Genomic DNA, 24,802 nt, shown 5'->3' with positions numbered 1-24,802 from the left:
GGCGTTTCACCCGATAGCCGCGTGAAGTCAGAGGAAAAGCATGGGCCTAACCTGCTATGACGTGATGGTGCCGCCTGAGGTACAAAAGACCATTCTGCCGGATGAAAGCATCGCCACGGCTTTCAACATCATCAGGGGCAGCCGGGCACGGTTTCTGCCTGTCGTGGCCGAAGACGGGACTTATGTTGGCGTCTTTACCGCCCCGACGCTGCTGAAACTGATTCTGCCGAAGGCGGCTACAATCGGTCTAAATGATGATGCGTCGCGCGTCGCGATCGACTCGCTCAGCTTCATGAATCTGACGCGGGATGATTTCGAACAACAGATGGAGCGGCTGAAGACCGAAAAGGTTCGCGACAACATGTCGAGGCCCTCGAACATCCCTGTCGCTGCACCTGATACGCCGGTGATGGAAGGTATCTTCCTGATCTACAAATTCAAACGGCACGTGATCCTTGTTGAGCCCGAAACCAACCGTTTCGTTGGCACCGTAAGCGCCAACTCGCTTTTGGATCGCGCACTCAGCTAACCCTATACAAACCGGACTAAAACCTTGGCTACGCATTCGACGTCACACGGAGAGGCCGCTCTCTCTGTTCCACAACTATTGGGCATTGATCCGCTTTGGATCGCGACCGGAATTCTGATTTTGGTGTATGCGGTCCTGATCACCGAAAAGGTTAACCGCGCCATTCTGACGATGCTGGGCGCGTCCCTGATGGTCCTGTTTGGCATCATCAATCAGGAACAGGCCGTGGCGGGTGTGGACGCCAACACTCTGGCACTGCTTATCGGCATGATGGTCATCGTGGGGATCACCAGCAAATGCGGATTGTTCCAATACGTAGCGATCAAGGCCGCAAAAGCGGTGAAAGCCAATCCAACCGGCATCCTCATCATGCTGACGCTGATTACGGCGGTGTTCTCGGCCCTGCTGGACAACGTGACGACCGTTTTGCTGATCGCCCCGATTACGCTGCTGATCACTGAAGCCCTGGAAACGCGTGTGTTCCCGTTCTTTGTCGCCGAGATCCTGGCCTCGAACGTGGGCGGAACAGCGACGCTGATCGGTGACCCACCCAACATCATCATTGGCTCGGCCGCAGGGCTTAGCTTCAACGATTTCGTGGTGAACCTGGCGCCTATCTCGGCCATATGTCTGGTTGTCCTGACCGGCATTATTTACCTTATGAACCGCAAGGAACTGGCCCGCATTCCGAAATCGGCCAGCGATCGGATTATGGGGTTCAACGAATCCGAAGCGGTTACTGATGTAGTCTTGATGATCAAGTCTCTGGCCGTTTTGGCTCTGGTTTTGCTGGGGTTCACGCTGGGGCACAGCTACGGCATTCAGCCGGGTACGTCAGCGTTGGCCGGTGCAGGCCTGTTGATGCTGCTGGCCTATGGCCACCAAAGCGGTGAAGAACAGTCGGAGTCGGTTCACCACATCTTTGGCGAAGTTGAATGGGTCACAATCTTTTTCTTCGGTGGGCTGTTCGTCATCGTTGCCGGTGTCGAACATGTTGGACTGCTGGCATTCTTCGGTGAGAAAGTGCTGGAGCTGACCCAAGGCGACATGATGTGGACCGCGTTCTTCATCTTTTGGGCCTCCGGCATTTTGTCCGCAATCCTCGACAACATTCCTTTCGTGGCAACGATGATCCCTCTGATCGAGTCCACCGCAGACACGTTCGGCGGCAAGGACGCGATTGAACCCCTTTGGTGGTCGCTGGCGCTTGGGGCCTGTCTGGGCGGCAACGGTACACTGTTGGGGGCAAGCGCCAACCTTACGGTGGCTGCTTTTGCGGAAAAGGCCAAGCAGCCCATCGGCTTCATCGCCTTCGCCAAAATTGCATTCCCGATCATGATCCTCACCCTGATGATCGCGAACGTCTATATTTGGCTGCGTTACTTCTGACCTATGGCCCTTTGAACCAAACGTATTACAGGTTCAAAGGGCGTCCGACTCCGGACAGGTTTACTTGCCCGCATGTGACACGCACCGCGCTGAGGCACCGAATTTGGTTGTCTTTCTAGCCAATCCCCCCTAGTGACGGCCTCACCTCGGGGAGCACGGCCTGCCGCGCTGAGATGCTTATCAAGCGAACCCGTAGAACCTGAACCGGCTAGAACCGGCGGAGGGAAGGGTTTCGGTTTCATCCATCCTTGCCCTCTCGCCGCAATGGAGGATGACATGAAACATCTGCTAATTGCTGCGGGACTTCTGAGTGCAACTACGGCCATCGCTGCCGACAAGCCTCAGCTAACCGTTTACACCTATGACAGCTTTGTATCCGATTGGGGCCCCGGCCCGCAGGTCAAAGAAGCCTTTGAGGCAACCTGCGACTGCGAGCTGAACCTCGTGGGCGTCGAAGATGGTGCCGCACTTTTGTCGCGTGTCCGGCTTGAGGGTGAAAACTCTGACGCCGACGTCGTGCTTGGTCTGGATACCAACCTGATTGCAGCGGCCCGGGAAACCGGCCTGTTTGCGCCCAATTCCGTCTCTGCCGACTTCGCGCTGCCGATCGAATGGACCGATGACACGTTCACACCGTATGACTGGGGCTACTTCGCCTTCGTTCACAAAGCGGATGCGACAGCGCCTGCAAACTTCCGGGAACTGGCGGACAGCAACACCAAGATCATCATCCAGGACCCTCGCTCGTCCACACCAGGTCTGGGTCTGCTGATGTGGGTCAAAGCGGCTTATGGTGACGAAGCACCCGAAATCTGGGCAGGTCTTTCCGACAACATCGTGACCGTCACCAAAGGTTGGTCCGAGGCATACGGCCTGTTCCTTGAGGGCGAGTCGGACATGGTTCTCAGTTACACCACATCTCCGGCCTATCACCTGATCGCCGAGGATGACGGCAGCAAGGCCGCGTCCGCTTTTGACGAGGGCAACTATCTGCAAGTTGAGGTTGCGGCAAAGCTGGCCGCGACGGATCAGGCCGAACTGGCGGATCAGTTTTTGCAGTACATGGTCTCGGATGCGTTCCAGCAAATTATTCCGACAACCAACTGGATGTACCCGGCCGTAACCCCGGCAGAAGGTTTGCCTAAAGGGTTTGACACCCTGACAGTGCCGGCAAAGTCGCTGCTGTTCTCTCCCGATGAAGCCGCCGCCGTGCGGGATCAGGCCCTGGCAGAATGGCAGAACGCGCTCAGCCAGTAAGCCTATGGCCCGGTATCGGTGCGGCAGCTCTGGTCGCCGCGCTGATCCTGGGCACTCTTGCGGCGGTTGCACTGCGTGCTGAAACCAGCGGCGGGTTCACTCCCGCCGACTGGGCTGCGCTGCGGTTCACGCTGACCCAAGCCACACTGTCCGCATTGTTCAGCGTGGTGTTGGCCGTGCCGGTTGCGCGGGCTTTGGCACGTCGGAGGTTCCCCGGCCGACGGGCTTTAATTGCGCTTTTGGGCGCGCCCTTCATCCTGCCGGTCATCGTTGCCATTCTGGGTCTGCTGCAAGTCTTTGGCCGGTCGGGATGGATCTCGGACATCCTTGGCATTTTCGGCCTGCCGCCCATACGCATCTACGGCTTGCATGGCGTCGTATTGGCGCATGTGTTCTTCAATCTGCCTCTGGCCACACGCCTTGTGTTGCAAGCCTGGCAGGAAATTCCGGCAGAACGGTTTCGCCTGGCCGCACAACTGGGATGCAACGGCATGGCCATGTTTCGACTGATCGAGATGCCCATGCTGAAACGGACCCTGCCCGGGGTTCTTGCAGTAATCTTCGCCATTTGCCTGACCAGCTTCGCCGTCGCCCTCACCTTGGGCGGAGGACCACGGGCTACAACGATCGAACTGGCGATCTATCAGGCCTTCACCTACGATTTCGACCTGGGCCGCGCCGCCCTGTTATCCGCCCTGCAACTTGCCCTGACAGCTGCGACCGCTTTAGTGGCGCTGAAGTTTTCGCGCGGGGACGGTTTTGGAACAGGCCTTGATCGCGCATTGCGCCGCTGGGACGGGGGTGCGCCGACGATAGATGTATTCTGGATCGTCGCAGCGGCCGTCTTTTTGCTACTGCCTTTGGCATCGGTCGTAATTTCGGGAGTTGCCGGGTTGTTTGACATGCCCGCAATCGTTTTTCGTGCCGCGTTGATCTCGGTCCTTGTTGCCGCTGCAAGTACCGCTGTCCTGCTTTTGCTTGCTTTGCCCATGGCCACCGCCGTCGCGAGCGGCCGGCACGGGCTTGTGGAACTCAGTGGCATTTTGGGTTTGGCGGCATCACCACTGGTCATCGGTACGGGCCTGTTCATCCTGATCCGGCCTTTGGCAAATCCGACGACATTGGCTCTGCCTGTCACTGCTTTGGTGAATGCCGCGATGGCCCTGCCCTTTGCTTTACGCATTCTGGTCCCCGCGGCGCGCGACATAACCGCTAGGCACGGACGTCTCGCGCTTTCATTGGATATGACAAAATGGACGTTTTTCACGCGCATCTTGCTACCGCGCATGCGTCCACAGATCGGTTTCGCCGCTGGTCTTGGGGCGGCTCTGTCAATGGGTGATCTGGGCGTGATCGCACTGTTCGCCGATCCGCAGATCGCGACCCTGCCCTTGCAAATCTACCGCTTGATGGGTGCCTATCAGATGCAGGCGGCTGCCGGCGGGGCATTACTGCTGTTGCTGCTGTCCATGGGCGCATTCTGGCTATTGGACCGAGGAGGGCGCTCGCATGCTGAAGCTTGACGACTGCGTGATTGAAAACGGGAATTTCACCCTAAACGCCGATATCCAGATCGAGGTTGGCAACAGCATTGCCATTGTCGGCCCCTCCGGGGCGGGCAAGTCCACATTGTTGGAGACTATCGCTGGATTTCGGGATCTGAAAAAGGGTCAGATCTTTTGGGGTGGTCAGCAGATTTCCAACTTGCATCCCGGCAAGCGCCCTATGGCGATGCTGTTTCAAGACGGAAACCTGTTTCCGCATCTGACGGCTGAACAAAACATCGCCCTGGGCCTGCGCCCAAACGGTCGGTTGTCCGAAGACGAGGATGCACAGGTTCAGTCCGCTCTGGGCCGGGTTTCTTTGCATGGTATGGGCGCGCGCAAACCCTCGGAACTGTCCGGAGGACAGCAAAGCCGGGTTGCCCTGGCCCGCGTACTTGTGCAGCGGCGCGAACTGTTGCTTTTGGACGAACCATTTGCGGCCCTTGGGCCAGCCCTAAAGGCCGAAATGCTGGATTTGGTGGCCGATCTGGTAGCCGAAACTCAAACGACCCTGTTGATGGTCAGCCACGACCCGCAGGATGCACGCCGTATTGCCGACCAAACCGTACTTGTTGCAGACGAAACGGTGCATGCCCCCGTTCAGACAGCGGAACTCTTTGACAACCCGCCGCCAAGCCTGCGTGCCTATCTTGGCTAGCGGTGATCCCGCCTCAGAAGTCAACGAGGCGTTGTAACGGGTCGCCAAGCTAAATATCGTTCAAAGATGGTCAACGAAGACAAGCATACGCAGCACACTGGCGTGATCGACAAAAGCGCCCAGGCGCAAAGCAACCGCCAAACAAGGTTGAAAATCCGAATTTCCACTCTGCTGGCGCTGACCATTGGCGGACTGGTGGCAATATCGGCTGGCGCAGTTCTGTTGGTTTCGACTTATGCCAATTTTCAGAACACGACGGAACTGTTGAATACGTCTGCCGCGATGATCGTCGAATCCATCGAAGACGATATCTTCAGCCTGACGACACCGATCGAGGAACTGGCACAATCCCTACAAGAAGACGCAAGCACGGGTGAAGTCGATCTGCACGACACCGATTTTCTGAAAGCCTACTTCAAAGGCGTGGTGGCTTCGGTCCCGTATCTGACAGATCTTGCCATCGTGTATCCTGACGGCAGTCTGTTCATTTCAACACATATCACGGATGTTGAGGGGCCACGTTTAATAACGTCATACGAGCCTCCGGCTGCAGGCACACTTCAGTATCTTAAAGATGTTAAAGGCTATGATGGTTTGTTCTGGAACGAACCCTTCTTTGACCAGGGCCGGACACATATCTCAGCGACTGTACCTGCCTATAAAGACGGTATTTTCCTCGGGGCCGTGCTCGTTTCTTCTACCGTTCACCATTTCTCGGGCCTGGTCGACGAGTTAAGCGGGAAATACGGGGCAACCGGTTTTGTTCTGTACGGTGACAACCGCGTTCTGGCCCATCCCAAATTGCTGAACCTGTCTGCAAACACGTTAAGCTCAAACGCCCCCTTGCATTCAGTCGCAGCACTTGATGACGCGGTCATCTCACAAATGCTGATGCAGCCACCTGAGTTTCAGGGCAACGATGGAACATTTGTCGGATATGTGGTCGAGGCGCTGAACGGAGAACACCTGGTTTTGACAAGCATCGTCAGAGGCTTCGGATCTGAGCCGTGGGTGATCGGGCAGTATTCTCCACTAAGCGATTGGAGCAACCAGTGGTCCCGGCTGAGTGATGCCGCCCTGGTCAGTCTTGGTTTACTGATCGCTTCGGTCATTGCGGCGCTTGTTTTGGCCAGACGATTGGCGGCACCCATTCACAGGTCGACCGAAGAAGCCATCAAAATCAGCGAGCTGAATCTGAACCAAATCGACCACCTGCCCCCCTCTCGGGTCTCTGAACTGAACCTTCAGGCTGTGGCCTTCAACAAGATGCTCGACGGGCTGCGCTGGTTTCAAACTTATTTGCCCCGAACCCTTGTACGGCAAATGCTAAAGACCGGAGACCCTAACCTTGTGTTGCCGCGCGAAGTCGAACTGACCGTCATGTTCGCCGACATCGTGGGGTTCACACCCGCATCCGAGGCCATGACACCACAAGCCACGGCAGCAATGCTGAACCGGCATTTCGAGATCCTGAACCGCTGTATCGAAGCCGAAGGCGGAACGCTCGACAAATACATCGGCGACGCGGCGATGGCGTTCTGGGGCGCCCCTCAGGACCAGACGGATCATGCCGAGCGCGCCTGCCGGGCTGCATTGGCAATCAAGCAATCTCTGGCTGAGGCTGGCGTCGAGTACGGCGTCAAGATCGCGGTGCACACCGGACCGCTGATTGTCGGCAATATCGGGGCCGTCGACAGGATGAATTACACAGTGATCGGCGACACGGTGAACACCTGTGCCCGGATCGAAACCCTGGTAGGCGAACTGCCAAGTGACGAGCAAACCAGGATTTTGATCAGCGATGCCACAGCGCGACTGATCGGCCCGGTTTTTCATCTGATCGACTGCGGCGAATTCACGGTCAAAGGACGTTCAAGGAAAGTGAATGTCTACCGCCTTTGCGATGCAGATAAGACCCTTGGCCCCTCAGCATAACCTGCCAGAAATTCCGGAGGCCACATAAAGGTCACTCGGTGCGCCGCAATTGCTTTGGTGTTTTGCCGTATTCGGCCTTAAATGTCTGGGCAAGCGTAGAGGTTGATGCAAAACCGCAGGCAATGGCGATGTCAATAATCGGCATTTGCGAGTTCGAGACCAGGGTAAACGCTTTTTTTAATCTGATCTTTCTATAAAATTTTCCGGGCGATGTGCTCAAGTGAAGCATAAACTGGCGCTCTAACTGCCGGGTGGATACGCCCACGCGGCGGGCAAGACTGGCCGTTGGCAACGGGTGTTCCGTGTTTTCTTCCATGATGCGGATCGCGTTTTGCAGCCGCTTTTCTAGGAAATTCGGGTTCGCGCTCACGCCTTTGGGTTGCTCTTGCGCGTGGCCCCGAACGTCGTTCAGCATCAATTGACAGGCCAGTTCAGCCCTGTCCTGAGGCTCAAGAACCTCGGCCAGAATGCCGATGATCGCCTCGACGGTATGACCGTGCCCGGCGCAAGTCAGCACCGTTCCATTTCGGGCAACAAGACTTTCAGAAAGCATGGGGTAATCCCCAATCTCACGCAGCAAACCTATGTCGCGCCAATGTGCCGTGACCGGCCCGGATTGTTGCACTGTCGCCTTGATATATTCGCGCGCCGCGTCCGAAAACAAGGCAACCGGTCGTTTATGCTTTTGCATTGCCCGGACGCGTCGCAACCATGTACTGACATTTCCCAATTGACCGCCCACGACACACAGGCAATCGCTCAGATACTGGTCAGAGATGGCAGGCGTTGCCCGCACAATCAGGTCTGAACTGCTGGATACCAAGCCGGGCGTGTCCGACGTAATCTGCCACCGAAAAAGATCGCGGTTGAGAACATCATTTGCCGTCTGCAAAACTGCAATGATGGATGACAGCTCCAGATAGGCAAATTCCGCCTGAACAAAAATCTCGAAAGCTATTTGCTGTTCGGTCTTCGATTTGTCTGTGAGTGCTAACATTCGACGAGATCTTGTTGTTCTTTATCAGCGCGATAGCCCCTTTCAAGACCCGATCAATCTTTGGGGCAGCCGAACATCAATTGGCAAGGACCTAGTTTGAACCGATCGTGGGGTTGAAAGCAAGGAACAAGTCCGCAGGGGTCGTCGCGGCCATGCGTTTCCGATCGTAGTCGTAAAATCGAAACGCAGGGTCTGAACGACCCCGCGCCAAGTGATGCCTGGTCTACCTTGGTTTATGCCGCCGCTATCTGGCCTGCCTTTTCGACCAATACTTCTGCCTGACGGATCGAAGCATAGTCGATCAATCGTCCATCCAGCGACACAGCACCTTTCCCGGATGCCTCGGCCTCGGACATGGCGATAAGGATACGCTGTGCCTTGTTCACCTCAGCGTCAGATGGGGACATGACCTCGTTGGCCAATGCAATCTGGCTGGGATGGATGGCCCATTTGCCTTCGCAGCCCAGAACGGCCGCACGTTTTGCCGCAGCCTTGTAGCCGTCAGGATCCTGAAAGTCTCCGAAAGGCCCGTCGATTGGGCGCAGACCGTTAGCACGGGCAGCAACGACCATGCGGGCTAGTGCATAGTGCCACATGTCGCCCCAATGAGTCAGACGGCCACCATCAGCATCCGCGTCTGTCAGAACCGAATAATCCGGGTTCACCCCACCGATGATCGTCGTCCGCGCGCGGGTAGAAGCGGCATAATCGGCAACCCCAAAATGCAGGCTTTCATTGCGTTTTGAGGCGGCCGCGATCTCGCTGACGTTCTGCATGCCCAATGCAGTTTCGATAATGTGTTCAAAACCGATCCGCTTCTTATATCCTTTGGCATCCTCGATCTGAGTGACAAGCATATCAACAGCATAGACGTCTGCGGCGGTGCCTACCTTTGGGACCATGATAAGGTCCAGCCGCTCACCAGCCTGTTCGACCACATCGACCACGTCGCGATACATGTAATGGGTATCCAGCCCGTTGATCCGAACCGACATGGTTTTGGAACCCCAATCGATATCATTCAGTGCCTCGATGATATTCTTACGCGCCTGTTCCTTTTCGTCCGGGGCAACAGCGTCTTCGAGGTCAAGAAAAATGACGTCCACATCTGATTTCGCGGCCTTTTCGAACATACCAGGCTGGCTGCCCGGAACGGCAAGTTCGCTGCGGTTCAGGCGGGCGGGTGCCTGGTCGATGGAATGAAAGCTCATGGTTTGGGTCCTTCGTCTTTTGGTTCAGAGTGATCGGGGTTGGCCTCAGATCACGCGATCTCGGGGCGCGCGTCCGGCGAAAAAGTCGTTGAGGTTATCCAGAACGCGAAACCCCATCGCTTCGCGCGCCTCGCGCGTGGCGCTGCCCAGATGCGGCAGCATCACGAGGTTGTCGCATTGCAACAGGTCCGGGCTGATGCGGGGTTCGCCATCGAAAACATCCAGCGCCGCTCCGCCGATCATGTCAAACATCAGCGCCTGGATCAGTGCCCATTCGTCGATCACCTCACCGCGCGCGGTGTTGATCAGAAAGGCGTCGGGTTTCATCAGGCTTAACCGGCGCGAGTTGATCAGGTGCCGGTTCGCAACACCACCTGGGCAATGCAACGAAACGAAGTCACACTGCGGCAACAGATCGTCAATCGTATCTACCTGAGTTGCGTTGCATCGGGCCAGTACATCCGGCGCCACCTTGCTGCGGTTGTAGACAATGATATCCATCCCGAACCCGTGGTGCGCCCGGCGGGCCATCTCTTGTCCGATGCGGCCGTAGCCGATGATGCCCAGAGTTTTGCCACTGACCTTGGTGCCCACCAGATGTGTAGGCCGCCATCCGGTCCAGTTGCCCGAGCGCAACTCACGCTCTCCCTCACCTGCACGGCGCGCCACCATCAGCAGCAACGTCATCGCAATATCAGCAGTGCATTCGGACAGAACGTCAGGCGTGTTTGTAACCGTCATGCCCAATTCGCGGGCCGCGGGTTCGCAGATGTGGCTGTAGCCGACCCCGTAATTGGCAAGGATCCTGGTTTGCGCCGCTGAAACGTCCAGTGCCTCGGCGTTCAACGTATCTGTGACGGTGGGCAACACCGCATCATAGTGTTTCAAGCAATCCCGTATTTCAGCCGGGGACATGGGCTTGTCCCCGGTATTCAGAACGACGTTGTAATTCTCGGCCAACTGCGCCTCGACGGCAGCAGGCCAGCGACGGGTAACAAGAACCGAAGGTTTAACCATTACGCAGCCTTTCCCATGACGCGGGCGATGGTATCGCCGATGACCGCGGGATTTTCAGCGACCGTGACGCCGGCTGCCGAAAGGATTTCGACTTTCTCGGACGCGCTTTCGCCAAAGGCCGAGATGATCGCGCCCGCGTGGCCCATCGTCCGGCCTTTGGGTGCGGTCAAGCCTGCGACATAGGCGACGACGGGTTTGGTCACATGATCGCGGATGTATTCCGCGGCTTCGGCCTCCTGCGGGCCACCGATCTCGCCGATCATGGCGATGACTTCGGTACTTTCGTCCTGTTCGAACCGCTCAAGGATATCGCGGAACGAGGACCCGTTGATCGGATCACCACCGATACCCACGCTGGTCGAAACGCCAATACCACGTTCCTTGAGTTGGGCCGCAGCCTCGTATCCAAGCGTCCCCGAGCGGCCAATGATTCCGACATTGCCCGGCAGATAGATGTGTCCGGGCATGATCCCCAATAGCGCTTTACCTGGGCTGATTGTACCCGCGCAGTTTGGTCCGGTCAGCACCATGCGTTTGTCTTTGGGATAGCGATACATGTAGCGCTTGACCCGGATCATATCCTGCGCCGGGATGCCATCGGTGATGCACACGCAATAGCGAATACCTGCGTCGGCGGCCTCCATGATGGAATCCGCGGCGAACGGTGGGGGTACGAAAACAAGGCTGGCATCCGCTCCGGTGGCTTCGACGGCCTGTTTGACGGTGTCAAAAACCGGCACACCCTCGACGGTTTCGCCGCCTTTGCCGGGGACAACACCGCCAACGACGTTTGTGCCATAGGCCAGCATGTCCTTCGTATGAAAGCGCGCCATGCGTCCGGTGATGCCCTGAACGATAACCCGTGTGTCGCGATCGAGAAGAATGCTCATTACACAGCCCTCATCTTGGTGTTTTGGGACAGATCGTTGCGCCACGCGCCGACAGCGCGTTCTGCGGCCTCCATCAGAGTAGTGGCGCGGATGATCGGAAGACCGGATTTGGCCAGAATTTTCTGGCCCTCTTCGACATTCGTTCCAGCAAGGCGCACAACGACCGGAATGTCGATCTCGATCTCGCGCAGTGCCTGCACGACGCCTTCGGCAACCCAGTCACAACGGTTGATCCCGGCGAAGATGTTGACCAGAACCGCCTGAACATTGTTGTCCGACAGAACCAGCCTGAACGCCTTGGCCACTCGTTCTGGAGACGCGCCACCGCCAATATCGAGGAAGTTTGCGGGCTCTCCTCCGGCCAGTTTGATCGTATCCATCGTGGCCATGGCCAAACCGGCGCCGTTCACGATGCAACCGATATTGCCCTCTAGCCCAACATAGGAAAGACCGCGATCCGCCGCGCGGCTTTCGCGCGGGTCTTCCTGGCTTTTGTCGCGCAGTTCAGAAATCTGGGGATGCCGGAACAGGGCGTTGTCGTCAAAGCTCATCTTGGCATCCAGTGCCAACACGCGGTCGTCACCTGTGACGACCAGCGGGTTGATTTCAACCATCGTGGCGTCCAGTTCGCTGAACGCGGCATAGCAGCCCTGCAATGTCCGTACCATTTGCTGAACCAGACGCGGTTCCAGCCCAAGGTTGAACGCGATCTCGCGCGCCTGAAACTCTTGCAGGCCCACAGCGGGTTCCACAATAGACCGCACGATGCTGTCGGGGCGCTCGGCCGAAATGTCTTCGATCTCCATCCCACCTTCAGACGACGCAACGATCATCACCCGCTGGCTGGAGCGATCCAGAACGAAGCCCAGATAAATCTCGCGGTCGATAGGCACAGCGGATTCGACATAAACACGGTAGATACCCTTGCCTTCGGGTCCTGTCTGATGTGTCACAAGCTTGCGGCCAAACAGATCGTCGCAGGCTTGATAGATCTCGTTTTCAGTGTTGCACAGCTTGACGCCGCCCGCTTTGCCGCGGCCGCCGGCATGAACCTGCGCTTTGACAATCCACTTGTCTCCGCCCAGTTCACGCGCGCGGTAGGCCGCCTGTTCAGGGCTGTAAGCCAAAGCGCCCGACGGCACGGCAACACCGAAATTCGAAAGAACCTCTTTCGCCTGATATTCATGAATATCCATCTGCAATCCTCCCGTTCATGCAGTGTGATTAAGCCGCGATCGACGTGCCGTACCGGCTTTCGAGCAGTGCCTCGATCTCTTCGAATTCGATCTGACCGCCCAGTTCCCGGATGGCCTCGGCAAACAGACGCACGATGCGGCTGACGGCCTGTCGGTTGAGCTGATTGAGAATGCCAATACGAACCTGAACCGGCGCGCTCAGCGTCGGCCAGATGCCAAAGCCCTGTGCCCGGCAATTCTGCACCAATTCCATTTCTCGACCGGCCAGTTCCGGCGGCAGGTTGAGCACAACAAGGCTGGGCATATCCGAGGTCACCTCGCACCCCATGGCTGTCACGGCGTCGCGCAGCACGCGCTCGTGGGTCTTGTAGGATGCCGACCGTCTGGCCAGACCTTCCTGCAATGTCAGACGCAGGGACTCATGGAATGCGGCGACGGCGTATCCGGAATGCGTTCTGTGATAGGTCCCTTTTTCAACATCCTGACCGTCGACAATGCCCCAATGGCGCGCTTCGAAAATCGGATTGTGCACGTAAGTGTAGGCACCTGTGGTCTTGAGAGATCGGATAAAGGTATCCGTAAAACTGACCGGCGCGTAAGTCAGAGGCAGACAACAAAGCCCCTTTTGCGGACATGACGCCCAACCGGCGATCCCCGGATAGTCATCGATCGAAAAGTCATCCACACCCAGCGATGAAACTGCATCAATCAGACCCATTACACTGTGACGCTCGCACGCATCCGAGAACCCGCGCAGGTCGTTGACGCGACCAGATCCGGTTTCCCAATGCGCCATGAAAGCCCATTTGGGCTTGTGTTCCGCCAACGCGTCCTCGGCCATTTCACCATTCACCGGCTGACCATGCGGAACATCAATCACTGTGACACTTGCTGCCTGAGGATCCAGCGGATTGGCGGAATGTTCCTCTGGTGTGGCCGCCTTGATCCGCAAAGTCAGCGCGTCGATCCCGGAGAAGGTTCCGTTGGCAAAGGCCACGACCTTGTCACCGGGCATGACGGCAGAGAACATGGTGTCCAGCGCGCTCCAACCTGTCCCGGCGACGGCGAAAGTATATGCGTTTTGGGTGCCCCAGACCTTGCGAAGCATGTGTTTGCATTCAACCATGCCCCTGAGAACATCGCCCTGCATGTGATCGGCCACGCCCGCGTTGGTGAAAGCTTGCAGAACACGTGCATCCGTATTGCCCGGCCCGGGACCGGCGGCCAAGGTCTCGGGGATCTCAAGCGGAGGGAAAATCTGAAATGTCATCGGTTGACGTCCTCGGCATTTGAAGGGGCATCTGGGCCCATTGGGTTGCATTGCCAATTAGGAAACGCGGACTTGCCTCGTGACACAACGTAACTTACTACTGCTTTAGGATGGCTATTTGGGTGGGAAATTTCCCACCTTTATAGGTAAAAATACAAAGGTATACTGAAATTCCACCTACCTATACGGGTAGTTTTTGCGGAAATTGGACAGAAATCAGATGGTTGAAACCGTACAGAAACCGATTGACGTCATGCTGGCCGACAGCAATCCTCTGGTCCTGTCGGCCATGTCGGAGATCTTTGAACGCGACTCACGATTCTCGCTTGTTGCGACCTCGGCGACGGCCGAAGGCTTTTTGGGGACGGTGATGCGGGTTCCCGTGAAAGTCGGAGTTATCGACTGGAATCTTCCCGTTTTGGGTGCAGCCAAACTGATTGAGGTGCTGCGCGAACAGGCCAATGCACCACGGTTTGTCGTTTACGGCGATACGTCCGGTGACGTTCCAAGACTGGCAATGCAAGCGGGGGCCGCCGGGTTTGCTGCGCGATCTGGCGAGGTCGAAGGCTTGCTGAAAACCTGTGCAGACGTCGCCGATGGCAAGATGGTGTTTCCCTTCGTTGACGTTCGCAAAATGCAGCAGGACCCCATCCAAAGCCTGTCCCGCAAAGAGCGCGCGATTCTCGAGGCTCTGGCACAGGGTATGTCCAACCGGGATTTATCGAAGGAGCTTCAGATTTCCACCAACACGGTCAAATTTCACTTGTCCAACATTTATGAGAAACTGGCCGTAAAGAACCGAACCCAAGCGATTGCATACTACTATTCATCTCGGTTGTCGCGCGAGTAAGCCAAGCGTTTCCCGGCTTAGCCGGCCATGAAAGTGCTGTTCAGATCACCGCCGAGGCAAACGATCGGGTTCGTCGCCAGTCTCTTTCACCTGATCGGGTTGAAAAGATATATTCCGGATTTCAGCACACAGTGTCGACGTCTAAAGACGCTGAACGTGAGAATACTGTGTCATTGTTCCAAAGGTCCATTGAAACCCGCGGTCGATCGAGCTGCAGCAACGTCAAAGATGCTCGCACGTTGCCGAAGTTTCTGGATCAAATTCCACCAGAATAGCCAATCGGCTCTGTCACGACCGAACTGTGCGCGGGTAATCTGGACTGAGACACAGCCTCAATGGTTGTCACTGTACATGAGGCACTTTGCGAGAAACGCCAATAGATCGGATTGGTGATGTCCGGCAAAAACCGAAAGGTGGTCGCTGAAACTTTGAAATTGCAATCCTGTCAAGCCGGGCCTTTGCAATGGCCCTGCGCCGCAGGCATAGTCCTGACAAAGCCAGTCGCCAAAGGCCGAAAAAAATGGACAGGATCAAAGTAAATCTGATCGGAGCGGGCCGGGTCGGTCAGACATTTCTGAGCCTTCTCAGCTCTTTGGCGGATTGCGAAATACAGGATGTTCTTAGTGCAAGTCGGAACTCGGCAGAAAACGCTGTTCAACGCGTCGGCGCAGGTCGGGCCGAAACTGACCTATCAGATATGCGGCCAGCCGATCTCTGGGTTGTCGCAGTACCGGACACGCAAATCTCTTGCGTCGCCTCGGACCTTGCCGCGACGCAAACAGCGACAGAACAACGCCCCACAGTATTTCACTGCAGCGGATTCTTCCCGGCTGATGAGCTGGCCGCGTTGCGTAGGCTGGGCTGGCGTTTGGCCAGTGTGCATCCGGTCCTGTCCTTCGCTGACCCCGATAAAGCGATAAAACAGTTCACGGGCACCCTGTGCGGCCTTGAAGGTGACGCCGATGCATTAGCCATCCTCAAACCCATTTTGGAAAGAATGGGGGCCGAATGCTTTTCGATCCGCTCTGATGGCAAGAGCCTTTATCACGCGGCGGCCGTGATCTCGAACAACTTTGCAGTAGTGCTGCAAGCCATCGCGCGCGAAGCCTGGGCTGAAGCCGGGGTCAGGGCCGATGTGGTCCCACTGCTGAACGCAAGGCTTCTTGAAAGCACTGCGAAAAATGTCGTTGCTTTGGGACCGCAACAGGCATTGACGGGCCCGGCCGCGCGCGGAGATGAACGAGTCGTGACCACTCAGGGACGCGACGTGGCAAACTGGCACCCCCAAGCCGGAGAGGTTTATCGCGCCTTAAGTGACATGGCCGGGTCTTTAAAAAAGACCGGTTCGACCGATGCCACCCTTAAGTTGTCAAAAGAATAAGCCGCATCGCTCGCGTACTGTGGCCCGCGCAATTCAGTTGGCACCTTTTCGGGGTGTCTTCAACACAAAGATCCCCCTCTCCTTGGGTTGCCAGCTTGGCACGAGCACGTTGACACCCGACATCTAAATCGGCCGTCACCTGTCGCAAAGGTGTGTAGGTTGCAGTCAACTGGCTGCGAGGCTGATCAAAACAAACAGGCACAACTGAAGGAGCACATTTCCCCCGTCTTCAGTGCTCGACAAACCCCGCTAAATCACTTTGAACAGCAGCGTTTTCCCAGTTTCGTCGTCTCTTATTTGGCCCGAGGCGATTTGGTGGCAATGCCGACGGAGTGGCATTCTAGGGGGCACTAAGATCTGCGCATAACCTGACCGATACATTCGATGCCGCTTCGGAATTCCTGTGATAGCCTCACAGCGCTCAGGGTCTTGAAACGGCACCGTACTCCATTTCATGAAGCCGTTCCAGGAAGGATGCATTCAGAATAATGATTGCGCGATCCTGGATTCGAATTGCGTCGGCGCGCTCCCACTCTTTCAGGCCTCGATTCACGTTGCTGCGGGTACTGCGGACCATACTCCCGATATCGGATTGCGTAGCAAACGCCCCGATCCTGATCGCCTGCCGTCCGTCGACCGAGATCGGCTCGCCGATCTGACTGGCAACGCGCAACAAAGCTTCCGCAAGGCGCGCCGACAGGCTGTTCATTGTCAGACAACGCGTGGCGTCAACGAATGTTCGGAACCTTTCCGCGACCAGATCGCTCAGGGCCAGACAGGTCGACATATTGGAGCGGCTGAGCATGTTCAGAAAATCTCTGCGAATGCGGTAGACAGTGACAGAATTCAGCGCGGTTGCGGTGCCTGCATATTGGCTTTTTTGGAATACACCCAACTCACCAAACGTGTCACCGGGGCGCAGAATAGCATAGGTAAACTCGGAACCGTTCCGTGTCAGGCTGCTCAGGCGGACATAACCATCGGCCAGAAAGTAAAGGTAGTTCGCGTCGTCTTATCGCTTTCAACGATCAAAAAACGACTTGCGTTGGTCTGTAATCAACTTAAACAGAAAAAATGAAATGCCACCAAAACCCCACCTTGCTTGAACTAGGAAACAGCCCTGTTATCGCGAAGGGAAACAGGCAATTCGTGTATGAACACCCATTTGATAAGGGGTTGCTGTTAAAGGTTCCACAACCTCATACGATGGATGCAGGTTCGAGGCTTGTAACCGACAAATGGTATGACCGGCTGTTCCGCAGAGCTACCGCTTTTAAGGGTTTCATGCGTGAGTTTGATGAAGCCTTTTTTCTGATGGTCCGCCATCAGGAAAGCCCGGACGTTATGCCCGTTTGCAGGGTGTTTGGCACTGCACCGACAGACAAGGGTCTGGCGCTGGTCTATGAACGCATTTCTGATCCGGATGGCCAGCTTTCCCCAAGTCTGTCTCAGTTAATAGCCGAAGATCGTCTCACCCCTCAGCATTTGAGCGATCTCAATAGACATTTTGAGCAACTGTCAGATGAACGTGTCATCATAAGCAACAAAAACACTGGCAATCTTGTCTATCAAACATGGCCCGACGGATCCGGGCGATGGGTTTGGATTGACAGCTTTGGGTCTAAACAAGTCATTCCTCTGCGAAGATGGGTTCGCAGTTACAATGACCGCAAGCTCGGCCAAGTTCGAAAAAAGTTCTTTGATTTGATTGGCGCCGCAAAAGGCTAATCGTCTGGCTAACCCAGTTGATCGGAGTCAACAGGTCCTTGTTTGGTTCGGGCGGGAAGGCGCCTATTCGGTTGGTGGCTTATGAAGCGAAGCCAAATCGACGCCAGTAGTTGGTCGCAGAGCGGGTGTTACTAGCTCAGACCAAATGCCTGGCCCATGCGCGTCCGACGACGCTCGATGGACTTGCGGAATGCTAAATCAGAAACCAGCGTCAGCGGAAACAGCACTCGTTCGCCCAAACCATCGATAACGACCAGTTTCCCATCGCGTTCTTGCGCCCGCACAATGTTTTCAAAACTCAGGTCGCCCACGATAATCCGGCCACGTTCAAGGTCGTCCATGAGTTCCATAAACTCACCGTGCAGCTGTTTGCGCTCTGACAAATCATCGCCCAATGCGGCCCGTTCAGACTCCAGCGTTGGTGCCAAATCACCATCTGGGCCGGTCATCTTTTCGACCACCAGTGCTGGTCCTTGAGATGTCGCAGCATACCCCATAAAATCCGCAAGGCGTTCAATCTCGGGGCAGCCTCGAGTCAGCGCGGCTAAGTATTCGTTTGCTTCCCGGTTCCACTGACGGAGGTTGCCATAGCGTCTCTCGGCATAACGAGGAATCACGTGGTTGCGCACCGGTTCATCCACCCTGACTTTCAACAGCGCGCGCTCAACAAACGGATGCTGATAAATCTCGTAGTTGCGGCTTCTTCGCATTGGCCGAATTTTACTTAAGTCTATCATGTTGTTTTGCCGATCCTAATAAAGAAGATCACTGATTACAGTGATCCTCTCAAACCAAAACCTCCAATTAGTCCTTTTCATTATTGAGGACAACCAGATGTCGAAACCAATTGTTTAGTACTGGCATCTGGTGGACCGAATCGAGAAGGAATCGAGACGATTCTTAAGTCCAGATTTTGCAGATTTTTCGTATGGAGCGAGGCGACTTGGTGTTTTCAATCGGTGACGCAAGTGTAGGCATCATGGATTTCAGTCAAGTTCGAGCGAAGCTGGTTGTTGCAACTGGCTGCCATTGACGGTCAAGGTGGTGTTGATATGGCAGGGAACCGTTTCGAGCAGGTGCTCCAGAAAAGCTCAAGCTTCCTTTGTGTTTACGATTTCCACCAGTTGACCCGCAGCAAAGACGCAGGTCCGGTCAATGGCCAAATGTTTGTAACAGATCTCTTAACGATACCGTTCGACCGGTTCCTGAGAAGATGTGCGATTGGCCGCTAAATTCATTGTACCGTCTCTCATTCCAATGAAAATTCCCCGCCATCACACCGTGGGATCAAACACCTAGACAAATCCCCCTGCGCATAAGAACCTGTGACCAAACAAAAACAGGGAGAAGATTGATGAAACTGATTGCTGGCCCAGCTCTGGCCTTACTTTTCTCAACAACCTCGGTGCTTGCTGCGGACGATGGGACCTGCGCCAAAGGCAAGACCCTAACAGAGGGCACCCTGACAATCGCAACAGGTAATCCGGCCTACTATCCTTGGGTAATGAATGACGCGCCCGATAGCGGCGAAGGATTTGAAGCTGCCGTTGCTTATGCCATCGCCGAAAAAATGGGCTTTGGCCAGGAAAATGTCACCTGGGTTCGCACAAGTTTTGACGAGGCGATTCAGCCCGGCGCAAAGAACTTTGATTTCAACATGCAGCAGTACTCGATCACGCCCGAGCGCGAAGAAATGGTTGATTTCAGCCTGCCATATTACACCTCGGCCATGGCGGTTTTGACAACCCAGAACGTTGTCGATTCCGGTGCAGAAGCGACGTTGGACGGCCTTAAGGATTTGAAGTGGGGCGCTGTGGCCACGACAACCGCGATCCCGATGCTGAACGACGTGATCCAGCCGTCTAGTGAACCGCTGCTTTACAACGACAATGCTGATGTGAATGCGGCCATCATGGCTGGCCAGATCGATGCCGCAATTTATGACCTGCCTACGGCACTCTATCTGTCGGCTGTCGTGGTCGAAAACGGTGCATTGCTTGGCCAGTTCCCTCCGGGGCAATCCGAAAGTCCTGATCAGTTCGGCCTTTTGATGGAAGAGGGCAACGCCTTGAAGGAATGCGTCAACGCGGCCATCACAGAATTGACCGAAAGCGGCGAGCTTGCCGCGATTGAAACCCAATGGCTGTCCGAGGCTACAGGTGTGCCGGTCATCGAGTAAATGGAAGAAACATCATTGCAAAAAGACTCGGTTGAGCACTCTGCCGCGACGCCAACGCGTCGCGAGGTTTATGAAGCTGAGGTACGGCGTCGCTCAAATCGCATCGCGCTGATTTCGGTGGTCAGCGTGGCTCTTGCCATCGTCGTCCTCGTCCCGCTCGCCCCAGGTTGGGAGGCCGTACAACGCTCGTTTTTCAACGGCCGGGTCTTCGCCGAGACGTTTCCCGGATTGCTCGAAGCCTTTCTGATGAACGTGATGATTTTTGCCTGGTCTGCACCGCTGATCGCGATCACGGGACTGGTTATCGCGCTGTGTCGGGACACGCGCGCACCTGCGCTTTTTCCCCTGCGGCTGTTCGGCATTGCATATACGGACATCTTCCGTGGCCTGCCAGTGGTTCTTGTAATCTACATTATTGGCTTTGGCGTGCCCGGGTTGGGCCTGCCGAGACCCTGGAACAGCCCCTACATTTGGGGCACGCTGGCGCTGGTTTTGGTCTATTCAGCCTATGTGGCCGAGGTGATCCGCTCGGGCATTGACTCGATCCATCAGTCGCAGCGATCCGCCGCGGCCTCGTTGGGGCTAAGTGATCAGGACACCATGCGCTATGTGGTCCTGCCGCAGGCCATACGAAACGTCGTTCCTGCCAATATGAACCTGTTCATCGCTTTGCAGAAGGACGTGGCGCTATTGTCCTTTATCGGCCCGGTTGAGATTTTCCGACAGGCTGGTGTTTACAAATCGCTCTATGCCAATTTTACGCCTTATGTGGGCGCAGCGCTTATCTTTCTTGCGCTGACCATACCAGCCACGCGGTATGCGGACTACCTTATGAATAAACAGAACAGGGCCCGTACATGACAGCAAAGTTATCCTTGCGAGGGGTGCGGAAACGGTTCGATGATCACGAGGTATGCAAGGGCATTGACCTGGACGTAGCTGAGGGCGAGATGGTGTGCCTGATTGGCGCCTCAGGCTCTGGCAAATCCACACTCTTGCGCTGCATGAACCTGCTCGAACCCATCGATGACGGCGAGATCTGGCTGGATGGAAAGGACATCTCTGAACCGGGGCTGGACCCACAGCCGGTGCGCCAACAGATCGGCATAGTCTTCCAAAGCTATAACCTCTTTCCCCACATGACAGCGGCAGAGAACGTAATGCTCGCGCCACGCCGTGTACGCGGGCTGAGCAGAGAAGACCTGCGCCCGCGGGTGACCCAGCTTTTCACACGCTTTGGGCTGGGTGAAAGGATGGAGCACTATCCAGACCAACTATCGGGCGGTCAGCAGCAGCGGGTGGCAATCATCCGTGCGCTGGCGATGGAGCCCCAGATCATGCTGTTTGACGAGATTACAAGCGCGCTGGATCCCGAGCTGGTAGGCGAGGTTCTGGACGTGCTGAGGGACCTGCGAAAGCAGGGTATGACCATGGTGCTTGCCACCCACGAAATGGGCTTTGCACGCGAGCTGGCGGACAAAGTGTGTTTCCTGGACGCCGGACGCATCCTGGAGCAAGGCCCGCCCGAGGTGCTCTTTTCCCAACCAAGCGAACCGCGCACCAAGGCATTCCTGTCGCGCGTGTTGTGATACCGCGGACATCGTGCAGCGTCACGCCTGGGGCCTATGTTAAACAATGTACCGGTATTCCAAACCGATGCTCATCTGCGTTTCCCACCCACGTCCAATTCGTAGGTTCTGCCAAGGCAGGCGGCTTAAATTACATGAATGAAAAGCCTATTTTGCGTGACACAATATCGACACGCTATCGATCAGCGTCAGCGGATTGTTAGCCAGTGCTTGCACTAGGATTTCACGTTCACCAGACAAGGCATAGTTTCGAGGCAGAGGCATGCACAGTGGAAACCGACCGACGCACGCCAGTCCTTCATTCTTGATTGTGGAACCAAATTCTCAGATTGGCAGCGTCTAAGTGACGGGATCGGCGCGGATGACTGGTTTTGCGACCCACAAGCGGCTTATCAAAATGCACCGTCGAAACCACTCACAATAGGCTACGAAAATAGCTTCGAAGGTCAAATGACCCGTCGGCGCTGAAAAATCGATACCTTGTCATCCCATCATTTCTAAGCCGTGCAAATGTTTCGGTTACGGAACATCTGCAGAAGTCTTCGAAAGCAACCCGATGGGAACACTGAACTGGATGACCCGACAAGATACGTCCGAGATCGCGCTTCAACGTGGGTTCACGTGAATTTATCTGAATGAATTGGGGTTTTCACCCTGCCGACCGGGCAATTCGCAGTTTGTTCAGCGGCTACAGTGCAGCTGTCCAGACCCGGTAACGCCCCTGCCCCGTTACCTCTCGGATCAAACCCCGGTTCATAAAACGGTCGATATTGCGTTGCACCGCAGCGCGCGAAGCCTGTGTCAGGTCCTCGGCCAGCGGTGCCGACACCATGGGCCATGCGGTCAGCGCGTCGATCAGGCGCGGTGGCGTGCGGCCGCTCAGGTCACTTGTCGCATCGCGGGCGCGCTGATCCCAGGCGCTGACCCGATCCAGGTGCAACAAAGCCGCTAATATCGACTGCCCTGCCCCCCTGATCCAGGCCGCGAGTTTTTCCTGCGGCTCACCAACCCCACGCAACGCCCCCGGACCCGACAACGCCAACGGCATGAAGATCGCCCCACCCCGCCCCATCGACGCAGCATGTCGGGCTGCAATGATCGCTGCCTCAGTGTCCTGACCAGGGCTTTCCGAAAGGGCGCGCCAAGCATGAAACCCGATGGCTGCCTGCGTGACGGGATGCAAGCCTTCCACATTCTGCATAATCTCAGCCAAATCGGCGACGGCCTCTGGCATGTCTTCGATGCCCTGTGCCATGCGATCAAGAAACGCGGTCAGGCCAGTCGCCCAGCCGCCCTCTGATGGCCCAGCCCCTGCAGTTAGTCGGCGCACAGCCCAGCCTGCCCGGAACATCGCCTGGACATCATCGCCGGTTGCGCCAATCCGTAATCCCACCCACAACGCAAGCCGGTCGACACCGATCCTATCCCCTGTCCACCAACCCAGATCAGACACATCCATCAGCGCCAGCCGGTGTCCCCACCCGGTCGGGCCTGCGCGCAAACGTTCGTCCAACGCCCCGAACGTGGCTGCCAGTTCGGCCAGTTCATAAGACAGCTCGGCCTGGGCCGCACGCCAGTCCCTTGGATCAAACAGCAGGCGGCGATCGACCACCGGACCGGGCGGCAGAAAAACATCCTGCGCCAGGTCCTCATCCGGGGGGAGGAACCAAAGATCATCATCCTCAGGCGGATCTGTGTCATAGATGCTGGGAGGACCAACCACATCGTCGTCTTCCGGGTCCGGCATCACAGGTTTCGTCGTCATGCCCGCTATATTTCGGACATTTCGTGCGGTTCACAAGACGTATTTCGCCCTGCCCCCGGTTAGCCGGCGAATGTTGTCGTCAGAATGTCCAGTTGCTGGTCAAGATCGGTCTGCTCGCTGCTGCCGATCAGCATATATCCATATCCATCCTGCGCCCATGTCGCAGTGGCAACACCACTTATCGCCGCAAGTTTGACATCCTTTGCTGGCGCGCCCTCACCCTGGCGGATCACACAAAACGCCAACGGCTGACCCTGATCATCCGCAAAGACAACCTGAATCAGAGGTTTCCCCTTAAAAGACAGAACCTGAGCGCGTTTCAATTCCAATCCAGGCAGCGTTTCAAGCGCATCCCGGTTAAGCGACCGGCCCAGCTGTGCCTCAGCCCGCGCAAACTGCGCATCAAGCGCAACCGGAGAATTGTCCAATGATGCAATCGTGTCCGGTGAATAAAGTGACTGGTAGATTGCCGCCTGTTCGGCCCACCCCATCGGCTCGGGGCGTGTGGCCCAGAACGTTGCGGACACGGCCACGACCGCCACTGACGCCGCAACTGCCATCAAGCGCCAGGGGCCGCCCGAGGTGCGGGCCGTACTGACCGGCATTGGTTGCGGCAATTCAATCTGTGGCGCGTCTGCAGGAATGTTTTCGAACACTGATTGAACCACAGGTGCCAGCAGGTCCAGTGTCATCAGGCGTTGTTCCAGCGCAAGATCGGTCTCGATCGCCGCTTCGATTGCGGCGGCCTCGGCTGCATCCGCATTGCCTTCCAGATACGCCTTCAGCGTCTCGTCGGAAAACTTCATTTGCCACTCCGTCGAACGGTGTCTGCCGCATCATGCTGCATCACGTTTTTCAGTTTCTGCCGGGCGTTAGACAACCGGCTCATAATAGTCCCTATCGGAACCTCCAGCAACGCGGCGGCCTCGCGGTAGCTATATCCCTCAACAAACACAAGCATGACTGTCTCCCGCTGCGCTTCTGGCAACTGCATCACTTGTGTAAACACCTCAGCGGCGAAAATATTCGTTTCTGAATCCGGTCCGACCGAAATTAATTCGGCTTCGGGCGTCACGGACAGCGCTTGGGCCTTGCGCACCGAGCGTGCGCGCACCTCGTTCAGCCAGATCGAGCGGCAGATCGTCATCAGCCAACTGTCCAACCGATCATGCGATGTGACCTGATGATGACGCTCCAACGCGCGCAAACACGTCGATTGCAAAAGATCATCTGCAACGTCCGACGCCCCCGATAGTGCAAGACCAAACCGCCAGACCCGCTTGGAATGCGTCTGGATTGCGCCGCGCACGGCCTGTTCGGAGTTAATTTCGGGACTCATCGAATAAATCGCGACCTGTGTGTGTTTGTCATTCACGGACCGGGCCCGCGAGGTCAGGACTGACATAACCCGAGGAGG

At 56.3% G+C, this 24,802-nt stretch carries 25 protein-coding genes, 1 pseudogene and 1 riboswitch; of the genes and pseudogenes, 14 read left to right on the top strand and 12 right to left on the bottom strand.

The genetic code is table 11. The annotated features are described in order from the left end of the window. The first annotated feature begins 40 nt into the window (after positions 1–40). The 6 genes from AC2FFP_RS12310 (at position 41) to AC2FFP_RS12285 (ending at position 7,312) form a co-directional block, all read left to right on the top strand. Positions 41–529 carry a CBS domain-containing protein gene (locus tag AC2FFP_RS12310; RefSeq protein ID WP_058272048.1) on the top strand — a complete coding sequence of 163 codons (489 nt, stop codon included), beginning with the start codon at positions 41–43 and terminating at the stop codon, positions 527–529. A gap of 24 nt (positions 530–553) precedes the next feature. Further along, on the top strand, positions 554–1,918 hold the full coding sequence (locus AC2FFP_RS12305; RefSeq protein WP_282169644.1) for an ArsB/NhaD family transporter: 1,365 nt from the start codon (positions 554–556) through the stop codon (positions 1,916–1,918). A gap of 137 nt (positions 1,919–2,055) precedes the next feature. After that, a riboswitch (TPP riboswitch) is annotated at positions 2,056–2,161 on the top strand. Between the two features lie 33 nt (positions 2,162–2,194). Beyond that, positions 2,195–3,175 (top strand): thiamine ABC transporter substrate binding subunit, encoded by a 981-nt coding sequence (gene thiB / locus AC2FFP_RS12300; protein ID WP_496766207.1) that lies wholly within the window; start codon positions 2,195–2,197, stop codon positions 3,173–3,175. Next, positions 3,151–4,698, top strand: a complete 1,548-nt coding sequence (locus tag AC2FFP_RS12295; protein WP_496766205.1) for a thiamine/thiamine pyrophosphate ABC transporter permease ThiP — start codon at positions 3,151–3,153, stop codon at positions 4,696–4,698. Before thiB ends, AC2FFP_RS12295 begins: the two co-directional genes overlap by 25 nt. Continuing rightward, on the top strand, positions 4,685–5,377 hold the full coding sequence (locus AC2FFP_RS12290; RefSeq protein WP_496766203.1) for a thiamine ABC transporter ATP-binding protein: 693 nt from the start codon (positions 4,685–4,687) through the stop codon (positions 5,375–5,377). The genes AC2FFP_RS12295 and AC2FFP_RS12290 overlap by 14 nt, the downstream gene beginning before the upstream one ends. Before the next feature lie 66 nt (positions 5,378–5,443). After that, entirely contained in the window at positions 5,444–7,312 is a 1,869-nt protein-coding gene (locus tag AC2FFP_RS12285) for an adenylate/guanylate cyclase domain-containing protein (protein ID WP_496844289.1), read from the top strand. Between the two features lie 31 nt (positions 7,313–7,343). Here AC2FFP_RS12285 and AC2FFP_RS12280 read toward each other — a convergent pair whose 3' ends face one another. From AC2FFP_RS12280 to AC2FFP_RS12255, 6 genes are all read right to left on the bottom strand, one after another. After that, positions 7,344–8,309: a GlxA family transcriptional regulator gene (locus tag AC2FFP_RS12280; protein WP_496724915.1), complete on the bottom strand. Its 966-nt coding sequence runs from the start codon at positions 8,307–8,309 to the stop codon at positions 7,344–7,346. A 233-nt stretch (positions 8,310–8,542) separates the two neighbouring features. Further along, entirely contained in the window at positions 8,543–9,520 is a 978-nt protein-coding gene (locus AC2FFP_RS12275) for an HpcH/HpaI aldolase/citrate lyase family protein (RefSeq protein ID WP_496724917.1), read from the bottom strand. Between the two features lie 45 nt (positions 9,521–9,565). Continuing rightward, a complete protein-coding gene (locus AC2FFP_RS12270) occupies positions 9,566–10,537 on the bottom strand; it encodes a 2-hydroxyacid dehydrogenase (protein ID WP_496739149.1) in 972 nt (323 codons plus the stop codon). Next, positions 10,537–11,427: a succinate--CoA ligase subunit alpha gene (gene sucD, locus AC2FFP_RS12265; RefSeq protein ID WP_496739150.1), complete on the bottom strand. Its 891-nt coding sequence runs from the start codon at positions 11,425–11,427 to the stop codon at positions 10,537–10,539. Before sucD ends, AC2FFP_RS12270 begins: the two co-directional genes overlap by 1 nt. Further along, positions 11,427–12,623: a malate--CoA ligase subunit beta gene (locus tag AC2FFP_RS12260; protein WP_170559666.1), complete on the bottom strand. Its 1,197-nt coding sequence runs from the start codon at positions 12,621–12,623 to the stop codon at positions 11,427–11,429. The genes sucD and AC2FFP_RS12260 overlap by 1 nt, the downstream gene beginning before the upstream one ends. A gap of 28 nt (positions 12,624–12,651) precedes the next feature. Then, positions 12,652–13,893, bottom strand: coding sequence for a pyridoxal-phosphate-dependent aminotransferase family protein (locus tag AC2FFP_RS12255; protein ID WP_496881090.1), 1,242 nt, complete (start codon positions 13,891–13,893; stop codon positions 12,652–12,654). 220 nt (positions 13,894–14,113) lie between these two features. Between AC2FFP_RS12255 and AC2FFP_RS12250 the strand changes: the two genes are divergently transcribed. From AC2FFP_RS12250 to AC2FFP_RS12240, 3 genes are all read left to right on the top strand, one after another. Beyond that, the gene (locus tag AC2FFP_RS12250) at positions 14,114–14,743 is read left to right on the top strand and encodes a response regulator transcription factor (RefSeq protein ID WP_496766192.1); all 630 of its coding nucleotides are present in this window, start codon (positions 14,114–14,116) and stop codon (positions 14,741–14,743) included. A gap of 27 nt (positions 14,744–14,770) precedes the next feature. Further along, the gene (locus AC2FFP_RS12245; protein ID WP_496881089.1) at positions 14,771–15,136 is read left to right on the top strand and encodes a transposase; all 366 of its coding nucleotides are present in this window, start codon (positions 14,771–14,773) and stop codon (positions 15,134–15,136) included. A gap of 127 nt (positions 15,137–15,263) precedes the next feature. After that, entirely contained in the window at positions 15,264–16,124 is an 861-nt protein-coding gene (locus tag AC2FFP_RS12240; protein ID WP_496766188.1) for a Rossmann-like and DUF2520 domain-containing protein, read from the top strand. 421 nt (positions 16,125–16,545) lie between these two features. Here AC2FFP_RS12240 and AC2FFP_RS12235 read toward each other — a convergent pair whose 3' ends face one another. After that, on the bottom strand, positions 16,546–16,950 hold the full coding sequence (locus AC2FFP_RS12235; protein ID WP_496881144.1) for a Crp/Fnr family transcriptional regulator: 405 nt from the start codon (positions 16,948–16,950) through the stop codon (positions 16,546–16,548). Then, positions 16,933–17,124, bottom strand: a pseudogene (locus AC2FFP_RS12230) (cyclic nucleotide-binding domain-containing protein); the annotation flags it as partial. The pseudogene AC2FFP_RS12230 and the gene AC2FFP_RS12235, both read right to left, overlap by 18 nt. Before the next feature lie 74 nt (positions 17,125–17,198). Here AC2FFP_RS12230 and AC2FFP_RS12225 point away from each other — a divergent pair. Beyond that, the gene (locus AC2FFP_RS12225; protein WP_496766185.1) at positions 17,199–17,852 is read left to right on the top strand and encodes a YrbL family protein; all 654 of its coding nucleotides are present in this window, start codon (positions 17,199–17,201) and stop codon (positions 17,850–17,852) included. Positions 17,853–17,983: 131 nt separating this feature from the next. Here AC2FFP_RS12225 and AC2FFP_RS12220 read toward each other — a convergent pair whose 3' ends face one another. Further along, a complete protein-coding gene (locus tag AC2FFP_RS12220; RefSeq protein ID WP_496724932.1) occupies positions 17,984–18,589 on the bottom strand; it encodes a YrbL family protein in 606 nt (201 codons plus the stop codon). A 276-nt stretch (positions 18,590–18,865) separates the two neighbouring features. Here AC2FFP_RS12220 and AC2FFP_RS12215 point away from each other — a divergent pair, with 276 nt between their 5' ends. The 4 genes from AC2FFP_RS12215 (at position 18,866) to AC2FFP_RS12200 (ending at position 21,620) form a co-directional block, all read left to right on the top strand. Continuing rightward, positions 18,866–19,084: a hypothetical protein gene (locus AC2FFP_RS12215; protein WP_496766183.1), complete on the top strand. Its 219-nt coding sequence runs from the start codon at positions 18,866–18,868 to the stop codon at positions 19,082–19,084. Between the two features lie 119 nt (positions 19,085–19,203). Then, positions 19,204–20,031: an ABC transporter substrate-binding protein gene (locus AC2FFP_RS12210; RefSeq protein ID WP_496741130.1), complete on the top strand. Its 828-nt coding sequence runs from the start codon at positions 19,204–19,206 to the stop codon at positions 20,029–20,031. Next, positions 20,032–20,892 (top strand): amino acid ABC transporter permease, encoded by an 861-nt coding sequence (locus AC2FFP_RS12205; protein ID WP_058273739.1) that lies wholly within the window; start codon positions 20,032–20,034, stop codon positions 20,890–20,892. Next, positions 20,889–21,620, top strand: a complete 732-nt coding sequence (locus AC2FFP_RS12200; RefSeq protein WP_496766180.1) for an amino acid ABC transporter ATP-binding protein — start codon at positions 20,889–20,891, stop codon at positions 21,618–21,620. Before AC2FFP_RS12205 ends, AC2FFP_RS12200 begins: the two co-directional genes overlap by 4 nt. A 688-nt stretch (positions 21,621–22,308) precedes the next feature. Here the strand turns inward: AC2FFP_RS12200 and AC2FFP_RS12195 are convergent. Genes AC2FFP_RS12195 through AC2FFP_RS12185 form a run of 3 tightly spaced genes read right to left on the bottom strand, consistent with a single transcriptional unit; the run spans position 22,309 to position 24,790 of the window. Next, positions 22,309–23,385, bottom strand: a complete 1,077-nt coding sequence (locus AC2FFP_RS12195) for a helix-turn-helix domain-containing protein (RefSeq protein ID WP_496766178.1) — start codon at positions 23,383–23,385, stop codon at positions 22,309–22,311. A 59-nt stretch (positions 23,386–23,444) separates the two neighbouring features. After that, positions 23,445–24,191 (bottom strand): anti-sigma factor, encoded by a 747-nt coding sequence (locus AC2FFP_RS12190; protein ID WP_496741138.1) that lies wholly within the window; start codon positions 24,189–24,191, stop codon positions 23,445–23,447. Beyond that, positions 24,188–24,790: an RNA polymerase sigma factor gene (locus tag AC2FFP_RS12185; RefSeq protein WP_496844284.1), complete on the bottom strand. Its 603-nt coding sequence runs from the start codon at positions 24,788–24,790 to the stop codon at positions 24,188–24,190. Before AC2FFP_RS12185 ends, AC2FFP_RS12190 begins: the two co-directional genes overlap by 4 nt. Positions 24,791–24,802 lie beyond the last annotated feature (12 nt).

The organism is Ruegeria sp. YTSC004 (assembly GCF_059609805.1).
This window is presented reverse-complemented; position numbering and strand designations above follow the sequence as displayed.